This window comes from Kitasatospora sp. MBT63, assembly GCF_000710465.2.
Taxonomy (GTDB): Bacteria; Actinomycetota; Actinomycetes; order Streptomycetales; family Streptomycetaceae; genus Kitasatospora.
On sequence record NZ_JAIZ01000236.1, the window covers coordinates 1 to 8,961 of the forward strand.

Genomic DNA, 8,961 nt, shown 5'->3' on the forward strand with positions numbered 1-8,961 from the left:
AGAGCTTGGTCGTTCTCGAAGAATCAGCCGGTGGCCGTCTCGCCTTCGGATGACAGGACGGGCTCCGGGCACCCACTCCCCGGGTCAGCCGGTCCCGGCCGGGTCGATGGGGCCGTCGTGTGCGGAGATGCCGGGTTTATGTTCAGTGGTGGCCGGTGATGGGTGGGTGCAGGTTGAAGCTCCGTCGGGTGAGCGATCTGGGAGGTCGTTCACTCTGACGGAGCTTGGGTTGGTGCGGTGGCAGCCGGTGGTCTGGCCGGATTTTTTTTACGGGATCGTTTCGGTTCTTTCCGGGTTGTGGCTTTGTTGTTCTACCAGGTCATTTGTCCTGTGTAGGCGCCGGTTCCAGTGTAGTAGGTGACGTCTACGTAGAGCGTTACATTGGCTGATCCGTTGTTCGTGTAGGTGACACTGTCCGTCTGGCCGGTCGCCTTCTCGCTGGACGCCAGCAGGGTCCCGCTGCTGTTTTTCAGGTAGAGGTCGAAGTCGGCAGTCGAGTTGGGGGTCATGGTGGCGGTCAGGGTCTTTCCTGCGGGGAGGGACACCTTGTAGTAGTCGAGGGTGTCGCTGGAGTTCATGGTGCCGGCGATCTTCGAGGGGGATGCCACACTGTTTGCCGTAGCTATGCTGTTGTTCGATTCGGTTTCATTGACGGTGGGAAGCTGGCCCGGGGCGCTGGCGGCGAGTGCTTTGGTGGCGTCGGCGATGCCTGTGCCGCATTGGCTGCAGGTGGCGGGGAATGCCCGGGCACTGGCTTTGATGGCCGCTTCGATCTGGTCGGGGGTGAGGCTGGGGTTCGCCGATTTGAGCAGGGCGGCGACGCCGGCGACGTGCGCGGAGGCATTGCTGGTGCCCTGGTAGTAGCCGTAGTTCGAGGCGCCGGGTGCCGTGGTGCCGGCGTTCAGCGTGGAGAAGATCCCGTTGCTGTTGCTGCTGCGGATGTCGCCGCCGGGGGCGGCGACGTCGACCACGGCTCCGTAGTTGGAGTAGTAGGCTCTGGCTCCGCCGCGGTCGGTAGCGGCGACGTTGATAACGCCGGAGCAGTTGCCAGGTGAGGAGTTCGCCGCGTTCTGGTTTTCGTTGCCGGCTGCGGTGACGACCGTGGCGCCGCGGCTGCGGGCGGCATTGATGGCGTTCTGCGTGGTCGTGTCGCAGGCACCGCCGCTGGAGAGGCTCAGTTCGATGATATTGGCGGGGTTGGGGTTGGCGGGCGCGCCGGAGACGGTGCCGCCGGAGGCCCAGATGATGCCGTCGGCGATGTCGGACGTCATGCCGCCGCACTTGCCGAGCACCCGCACGGGGAGGATCTTGGCGCCGTAGGCGACGCCTGCGATACCCGTGCCGTTGTTGGCGGCTGCGGCGATGGTGCCGGCTATATGCGTGCCGTGCCAGGACGAGTTCTCAGCGGGCTTGCCCGTGCCGCACTGGCCGGCGGTGACCCAGTCGCCCGGGTCGTGGGCGTCGGCGTCGCGGCCGTTGCCGTCTCCCGCAACGGTGGTGTCGGAGATGAAGTCGTAACCGGGAAGGATGTTAGCGGCGAGGTCCGGGTGGGTGGCGGTGGTGGCGGTGTAGCCGGTGTCGATGACGGCGACGGTAACGCCGGCGCCGGCGCCGGTGTTCCAGGCGGTGGGCGCGTTGATGCCGCCGGTGCTCTCGAACAGGTCCCACTGCAGGTTGTAGGAGGGGTCGGTGGGGACGGCCTGCGGTGTGAAGCGGCGGTCAGGCTCCACGTAGGCGACCCGCGGGTCGGCCTTGTACTTGGCGACGACATCGGCGACATCGGCGCTGGTGAGGCCCTTGCCGAGGCCGACGAGGGCGGCCCCGTCTGCGAAACGGTGCTGGAAGTCCACGCTCTTGCCGGCTGCCCTGCCCTTTGCGGTGGCGTCGGTCTTGGCGGCTGCGTCGGACCCGGCCTCGGCGGTGTTGGACTTGTAACCGACGATCAGGCCCTCGGCGGGGACCCCCGGGGCGGCCTCGGTGCCCGCCGACGAGCCCGCGGAGGCGTCCTGGGCCATGGCGGCCGAAGGAAGCACGGAGAGGGCCCCACACGCGAGGGCAACGACACTGATAACGGCCACCGAGGTACGGGATCTGCGGCCGTGACGGGAATACCATCTTTGTGCCGACCCGCCAGGAGGACTACCGTCCCGGACCGCTCCCTCGGAACTGTCCCGGCCGCCGGCCGGTTGCATCGATTTCCCACTGAAGTGCATCGGAGTTCTCCGTTCACATAACCCGCGGCCGGCAGGCCGCAGGATGTCGGGAGCAATCGGGAGTCTGAAATCTGGCCTTACCCGCAGGCCGGCCAGCTTTCAGCCGATCCGCCTCTGGACGACTCCGGAAAGCGATTGGACCATCACTGTAGGCCAGGCTCCGAGCAGGCCCTGTGGGGCGGCTCACACTCACCATGCACTACCGGCCCTACTCGCACCTCGAACCATCACTAAAAAATCCATGAGCAGGAAAAACAAACCAACAGGGAAAACGAAAGGAGCAGTCACATGCCCGACAGTTCGCCCGATGGTGAAATAAATCCCACTGCATCTTCGAATCCGCAGTGATTGAAGCCCTTTCGGCCGCTGCCAGCCAGCGGAGACAGAGCCTGTCTGATAATTGATCTTGTGGCAGGTCGAGATGAGCTGACGGACGCGGCGTGGGAGCGGATAGCCCCTCTGTTGCCACAGGTGGACGGGCGTGGCTGTCCCTGACGTGACCATCGACAGGTGGTCAACGGTATGCTGTGGCGGCTGCGGACGGTGCGTCGTGGCGTCACCTGCACGAGCATTACGGCCCCTGGCAGACCGTCTACGAGCGCTTCGCCCGCGGGGCATGGCATTGCATGACCGAGAAGTGAGCTCTTTCAGCTGCGGCTCGGGAGGGTGATGCCGTGTCTACCATTGACGGCCACCCGATCAGCAGGATTACGGTCCGGCGTGCCGGCCGCTGGATGGCGTCCCATGGAGTGGCGCAGCAGGGATCTTGGAGTAACCCCTGGCCATGGGGCAGCCATCGCGCAACTCTCTGAGCAGAAAGGCGAGTTCACTCGGGAGGTACGCGATGGCCTTATCCCAGTCTGACTTACTCCGCCTCATGGAGTCACTGTTTTCGGCGGACGGAATCGAGTTGATCGAGGAACTCCCCTCCACTTCATGACTGTTGGCGCAAGACCACTACACCACGTCAAGGGACACGACCCATCCGCCGAGCGTAGAGGACCCTTCGGAGCCTGATCCACAGAGATCTCAAAACGCGGTCTCAGAGCCGCGGACGGGGGTCTGTGCGCCACCAGGAGTTTGCCACACCGGTGCTCTGCGGTATTCACCCCCTGCGCCACAACACGTGCCGCGCGGTCACAGATGAGTCGGAGCGGCTTCGCCGAACCACCTACGAAGCGGGAGCAGTGCAGCGGCGGCCATGGACCCGGACCGGTGGGTGTGGCTGCCAGGGGTCGGTTGTGCGGCGGCTTGACATGAAGCCAGGCCCATGGCAGAAGATCGGCCGGCAAGTCCACAACGTCAGAACTGTAACATCTGCATGCATTCCTGCGTGGGGGGATGAGACGAAGACGAATGTCGGACAAGGGCCTCTCCGACCGGCGGTGATCTCACGTATCGCGTGATTACTTCTATTCCATCGCCGCGCCGGTCAATTGCCGTTTCAGCCGTTGCTTCCGGCTTGTTCTTCCATCCACTGCCGGCGGAGTTCCTCTCGAGTTTCGGCGAAGGAATCCCATGCCGCCTGCGTGTCACCCGAAAGGCTGCTTCTCAGAGCTTCCATGGCGGACACAAGCTGCTCGCTGGCATTGTTGAAACAATCCGCGAGGGTGGCATCGAGCGCCGCCCAGTCAAAATCTGGCCGCCCCAGCACATCGTCCAAAATAGTCGGCCTGAGCGGTTCCCCGTCGGCTTCCATCCGGTCCCCGTCACCTGCGGCTGGATGGTTTCCCGCCCAGGCCTCGACCCAGCTGAAAATCCACTGCGCGTAGCCCTCCGGAAGGGACGTCAGTTGCCTGAGGAAATCGGCCGAATTCCTCGCGGCTGATTTGTCGATGGCCGTCCAGAGGTAGCCTATATTGCCACTGCATTGCATGGCGTGTTCCAAAAGAACCTGGTCGACGGTTGGCGTGTAGCCGCTGTGCCCGCTCGCGAAGGTGAAGATCTCCGAGTCGAGCACACCATCCGCTTCGTATTCCCTTCCGTCATCACCTCGCAGGTGGAATACATTGTCCGGCGAGAGCCACTTTCCGATGATGGTCCAGAGATGGAGATTTGCTTTCGCCACCCCGGAGTTCGGGATGTTCCGTCCGATACTTCCGTTTAGATAGTACCAGAATGCATCGCGCCAATCCTGGGATGGCAGTGAGTCAGCGAGCGTTGCGGGCATGGGAACGTCGGGATCCCAGATGACGCGGGGAATCATTTGCCAGGCTTTTTTGGGCGTGGTCCATTGAATGGGATTCTCGACCGCTTCGAAAAATTTGGAATGGACCGTTACGAGGTCGTTCCTCCTCCCGCCGAATCCGTCTAGCGGAGCCTTCGTTCCGCTGGGCAGATTCTCGAATTCATCTGCCCCTAGGGCGCTGAATGCACGCTTTCCCAATGTTTGATGAAAATTCCAGAGTGACGGCTCGTGGCGGGTGTCATTCTCCTTGAACGTATAATTTTTGCTGCTGCCGTCCCAGTCGAGTTCCTTATCCTGGTCACTGTCATGGGGAGACTCGTTGCCGAGCGGCAGCGTCGAACCGCCCCTTCGCCCCAACCTGCAGTTGATCAAGTGCAGTGATTCAATTCCCTCTTCTTCTTCGACGATTCTCTGAACTAGCTTCGACAGCTTATAGTCCTCTTCGACGATGCCCTTCACTCCCACTATTGCCTTGGTGTGCTTATTGTAGGCTTTCTCGATAATGTCGGTGCCAAGTATGTACAGCTTTCCACGGAGCTGACTGCTGGTGGCTACCGCGAGGTGCTGAGCAAGTTCATCTCCATTGAATGAGGTGAGGCCGATTTCCGTAGCTTCTTGACCCTTTTTTACTTCTTGGGTGCAGCCGACTGCCAGCATTCCTCCGGTGGACAGAACGGCAAGCCCATTCCCCCGCTTGGTCACTCTCCCCGATTCTGCATAAAAATACAAGTCGCACGGGGCTATGAACTTCTCACCGCGGTAACTCTCCCGTCCGTGGCAGACAATGTAGCCCGAGGCCATGGCCCCTCCATTCATTAAGACGGATATGCAATCGATGATCAACGTTCGTGTGGGGTGCTGAAGACCTATGATCGCGAGAGTCGGGCGGTCGACTCGCGCCCATCAGGCCAGACCTTTGGGGGCATCGGGTGTCCTTTTGGGCAACGGCGGCCCGGTTGCCCCGGCACTGACGGGGCGAGACGTGTCGCCGCAGGATACTGACCTGGCGCGACAGAGCCCCTCGGCGGTGTCGTGATGGTCGCACTTGCCGCGACACCGCCGAGTGCGTTCTATCGCGCCACGATCCTGCGCTGCCCCGCGGTGCGGGAGGCAGTCGAGCGCGCCTCGTAGTCGACCTGCACTTGAGGGTGTTCACCCGGATCGCGATGGAAGGGGGATCGGCGGACTACGCACGAGCGTGCACAGGTTCATGAGCGACTTTGCCTGGCTCGGAAATTCGCTCTTGCGGGGACTTGGTACAGCTCATTTCGCTGATTAGCCGCTTCGGCCTTTCCGCTGGAAATCTGACCTGGCAGCGGCGCGGACATAGTAGGAGGGGCTTGAGGGTTTCAGCTCCGAGCCGGATCTCTTCGAGGATGAGAGGTAGTTTGTCGAGGCGGTTGGGCGCTACGCGCCGGATGACGAGAAGCGCGGCGGCTTGGGACAAGTGGAGGGTTGCGCGTTCGCCGGGTCGGGGAGTTCGGGCGCCGATTTGCTCGTCCCAGGAACCCCAGCCGACCCACGCCACCGGCGGCTGCGCAGCACCGGTCTAGCTCACCGGCACAGCACCACCACCGACGCGGAAACCGGCGAGATCCTGCGGCACTACACCACGGCGACCGCCGGCCCACCCCGACGCCCGTCAGCGGGATACCACTCCTCGAAGTCGCTGTCCGTGAACAGCCTTTCCAGATGATCCCGTACCCACATCGTCGCCGTGCCCCGAAGGGCGGGGTGGCACCGGGCCCGCAGGACCCGCCGGTGTCGGATGGCACGATGTCAACCCCGCCTGCGTCGCCCGTTCTCGGCCGGCCGTGGCCTCAGGCCGCGGCCGCGGCGGAGCCGGCAGTCCGGTGCCGGACCGCCGGCCCGAGGGCCAGGCCGCCCGGTCCGGTGATCGCGATCAGCAGGAAGGCCCAGCAGAACATCGCCGCGGGCTCGCCACCGTTCTGGATCGGCCACAGGCCGTGCTCCTGGTGGACACTGAAGTAGGCGTAGGCCATCGAGCCCGAGCAGAGCAGCGCGGCGGGACGGACCACCAGTCCGAGCAGGACCAGGGCTCCCGCGGCCAGCTGGATCACGGCGGCCCACCAGCCGGGCCACTGCCCGACCTCAGGCGTCCTGCCGTGCGCCCCTCCGAGGACGCCGAAGAGGGTCGCGGCACCGTGGCATGCGAAGAGGACGGAGACCACGATGCGGAACAATCCCTGAACGACGGGGCGGCCGCGTTCGAGGTACGGCGAGAGGTCTGCGGACACTGGAACTCCTTGGGTGAGGACGAGGAGATCGGGCAGGCGCCCGAAGCGGTCGCAGGATGACCGCCGAGCCGGCCACACGCTTCGCCACGAGGCCGGATTTGACACCCGTTCATCAAGAGTGACCCCGTGTCATGTTCCTGGCCAGATCCGTGAACCTCTCAATTTCTTCTGCTTGGGTGTGGTGGCCAGCGGGGGCCGGTGACGAGGTACCGGCTCGTGCTGTCGGTCATACCCGCCAGGGTCACCTTGCTGGCCGTCGAGTCGCTCGGGCCGGCCAGCGGGCTGACCGACGCCCACGTCCCGTTGGTGTCGATGGTGCGGGTGGTGCGGGTGGTGCGGTAGAGCTTGCCATGACCGGTCCCGACGGCGCTGGCGTGGCTGGTGTTGTTCGGCATGCCCGTCAGCGCGATGCTCGAGGCGTTGACGTCGAGGCTGCTCCAGCCGCCCGGTGCCACCCAGCAGCCACTTCCGTGATCACCGCACGTACCCGACAGACACCACCGGCACCAGGCCGCCACCACCCGAACGGGCGGGCGGACACCCGGCCCCCGGCCCGAGCCCCGCCGGAAGCCCGGCAGGCCATGATGCAGAAACCCCCCAGGCCGGGACGCTGGTGTCCTTACCAGTTCTTTGACGCTGGGCGTCGTGCGGATGGTCGCCAGTGCCGTAAAGGGCTCCCGCCGGGGCGATGCCTCCAGCCTGTTCGGGAGGCCCCGATGGACCTGCAATCACGCACCCCCGCCCACCGGAGACAACAGCCCCGCCGCCGAAGAGTCGCAGGCTCCGCGCGGCAGGGCGGCGCTCCACGGCTGCACTCCTCGGCGGCGTGGTACTGCCGGCGGCAAGCTTCATCGCGCTCACTGCGCTGCCCGCACACGCCGACACCTCGGCCCCCTACCAGTCATCCCCGGCCACCGACGGATCCGGATCCATCTCGGTCCTGTGCACCTACAGCTACACCGGAGCCGAGGCGGCCTTCACCGTCCCTTCCGGCATCCGATCCGTCAACGTCACCGCCACTGGCACGGCCGGCGAGAGTGGCCATGCTGCCGGCAACGTCCTCGGGGGCGGTGGCGGAGCAGGTGACACGGTGGCCGCTACCCTGGCCGTACAGCCGCAGCAGGTGCTCTACATCGAGGTCGACCACAACGGCGGGGCTGGCGGGCCCGGCGTGTACAACGGGGCCGCGGGAAGCGGAGGCGGCTCCAGCACCGTGCAGAGCTGCAGCATCAACGATCCGGCATGCACCAACTCGATCACCGGAGGCACAGGCGACCCACGAATAGTGGTCGCTGCCGGTGGTGGCGGTGGTGGCGGCGGCAATCCGTCAGAGACCGGCGGCGTTGGCGGCGGCGCCAACCACGGTGCAGCCGGTCCAGGCGGCACAGGTGTCTACGCCTCCGGTGCTGCGGGCGGGACCAGCATCGCAATGGCCTCTGACGCGCCCACCGGCGTGCATTACAGTGGAATTCATTTCTACGGAGGGTTCGGCGGAGGACTGAGTGGCGGTGGGGGAAGCTCCACCACGCTGGGCGCCAGAGGCGCCAGTGGAGGCAGAACCTCACAGGGAGACGGCCTTGGCGGCCCCGGTGGCGCTGGCTCGTTTGCCGGAGACGGGGCTCCCTCGGGCCAAACCGGCGCAGCCGGCAGCGTCGTCACCGGTGGCAGAGGCGGTGACGGGTCCGTCGCCACCGTCGGCGGTTACGGCGGTGCTGGGGAGGGGGCGGCGGAGGGTCAAGAAACGATTCGGGCGCCGCAGGCGGCGCAGCGGGTGCCAACTTGGTCCCCGCGGGTGGTTCTGCGAGCGCGGCAACGACGGGTCAAGAGGTCATCATCGGCTATACCTTGACGCCGGCCGCCATCTCCAGCGCCGACAACAACAGCAGCAGTTCGGCGTTCACCGTCGGCACTGCGGGAGCGTTTACCGTCACGGCCACCGGCGCGCCCAGCCCGGCTCTGAAGGCGTCCGGTCTGCCGCCGTGGGCGTCGTTCGCCGACAACGGCGACGGTACCGCGACGCTGTCCGGCACCCCCACCGGCGCGGGCACGAGCACACTCACCATCACCGCGACCAACGGTGTCGGTGACCCGGTCACCCAGGCCTTCACCCTCACCGTCGACAAGATCGCGACCACGACCTCGGTGACCGCCACCCCGAACCCGGCGACCACGGACCAGCAGATCACCCTGAACGCCACCGTCGCCAACAACCCCGCCGCAGGGCCGGTGCCGCAACCTTCACCGCCCGCGCCACCGACACCGGCGGCGCCTACGCCGAACGCACCTTCACCCTGACGGTGAC

At 65.3% G+C, this 8,961-nt stretch carries 5 protein-coding genes and 1 pseudogene; 1 reads left to right on the forward strand and 5 read right to left on the reverse strand.

Annotation, left to right across the window (positions count from 1 at the left end; genetic code table 11):
* Positions 1-311: 311 nt before the first annotated feature.
* Positions 312-2,015 carry a S8 family peptidase gene (locus AA75_RS15315; RefSeq protein WP_199520330.1) on the reverse strand — a complete coding sequence of 568 codons (1,704 nt, stop codon included), beginning with the start codon at positions 2,013-2,015 and terminating at the stop codon, positions 312-314.
* A gap of 606 nt (positions 2,016-2,621) precedes the next feature.
* Between AA75_RS15315 and AA75_RS50885 the strand changes: the two are divergent.
* Positions 2,622-2,824 (forward strand): annotated as a pseudogene (locus AA75_RS50885) (transposase); the annotation flags it as partial.
* Between the two features lie 833 nt (positions 2,825-3,657).
* On the opposite strand, the gene AA75_RS47490 reads toward AA75_RS50885, so the two are convergent.
* From AA75_RS47490 to AA75_RS51420, 4 genes are all read right to left on the reverse strand, one after another.
* Positions 3,658-5,202 carry a hypothetical protein gene (locus AA75_RS47490; RefSeq protein WP_149038156.1) on the reverse strand — a complete coding sequence of 515 codons (1,545 nt, stop codon included), beginning with the start codon at positions 5,200-5,202 and terminating at the stop codon, positions 3,658-3,660.
* A gap of 1,019 nt (positions 5,203-6,221) precedes the next feature.
* Positions 6,222-6,659 (reverse strand): DoxX family protein, encoded by a 438-nt coding sequence (locus tag AA75_RS15325; RefSeq protein ID WP_033820569.1) that lies wholly within the window; start codon positions 6,657-6,659, stop codon positions 6,222-6,224.
* A 158-nt stretch (positions 6,660-6,817) separates the two neighbouring features.
* Positions 6,818-7,114: a hypothetical protein gene (locus AA75_RS15330; protein ID WP_033820570.1), complete on the reverse strand. Its 297-nt coding sequence runs from the start codon at positions 7,112-7,114 to the stop codon at positions 6,818-6,820.
* A gap of 1,383 nt (positions 7,115-8,497) precedes the next feature.
* The coding region (locus AA75_RS51420) for a hypothetical protein (protein ID WP_206743439.1) at positions 8,498-8,961 on the reverse strand (464 nt) is incomplete at its 5' end.